A 505-nucleotide genomic window follows, 5' to 3' on the forward strand; every position below is an offset into this window, starting at 1 on the left:
GAAGCGTGGTGCAATCACGCTGCGGGATAAGAACAGACTAAATCGTCTAAAATAAAAAGAAATGTGACTTCGTTACAGAACGGAATCATAATTCTGATATAATGAAAACAGAAAAACCGAAAGGAGCATCGACCATGAAAGAATCGAAATACGCAGGAACTGAAACCGAAAAAAACCTGATGGCTGCCTTTGCCGGTGAGTCCGAGGCGCGCAACAAGTACACCTATTTTGCATCCAAGGCCAAGAAGGAAGGCTACGAGCAGATCGCGGCGCTGTTCCTCAAAACCGCTGATAATGAGAAGGAACACGCCAAGCTGTGGTTCAAAGAGCTGAACGGCATTGGTGACACCGCCGAAAACCTTCTCTCCGCCGCTGAGGGCGAGAACTACGAGTGGACGGATATGTACGACGGCTTTGCCAAAACAGCCGATGAGGAAGGTTTCCATGAGCTGGCGCAGCGTTTCCGCCTGGTCGCCGCCATTGAAAAGCACCACGAGGAGCGCTA

Annotated in this window: 1 protein-coding gene; it reads left to right on the forward strand. The window is 50.1% G+C overall.

Annotated elements, in window-relative coordinates; all coding sequences use genetic code 11:
- Positions 1–134: 134 nt before the first annotated feature.
- Positions 135–505 (forward strand): rubrerythrin family protein (locus GPK89_RS14760; RefSeq protein WP_215694313.1); only part of this gene is annotated, 371 nt, incomplete at its 3' end.

This window comes from Gemmiger formicilis (genome assembly GCF_018784445.1).
Lineage (GTDB): Bacteria > Bacillota > Clostridia > Oscillospirales > Ruminococcaceae > Gemmiger.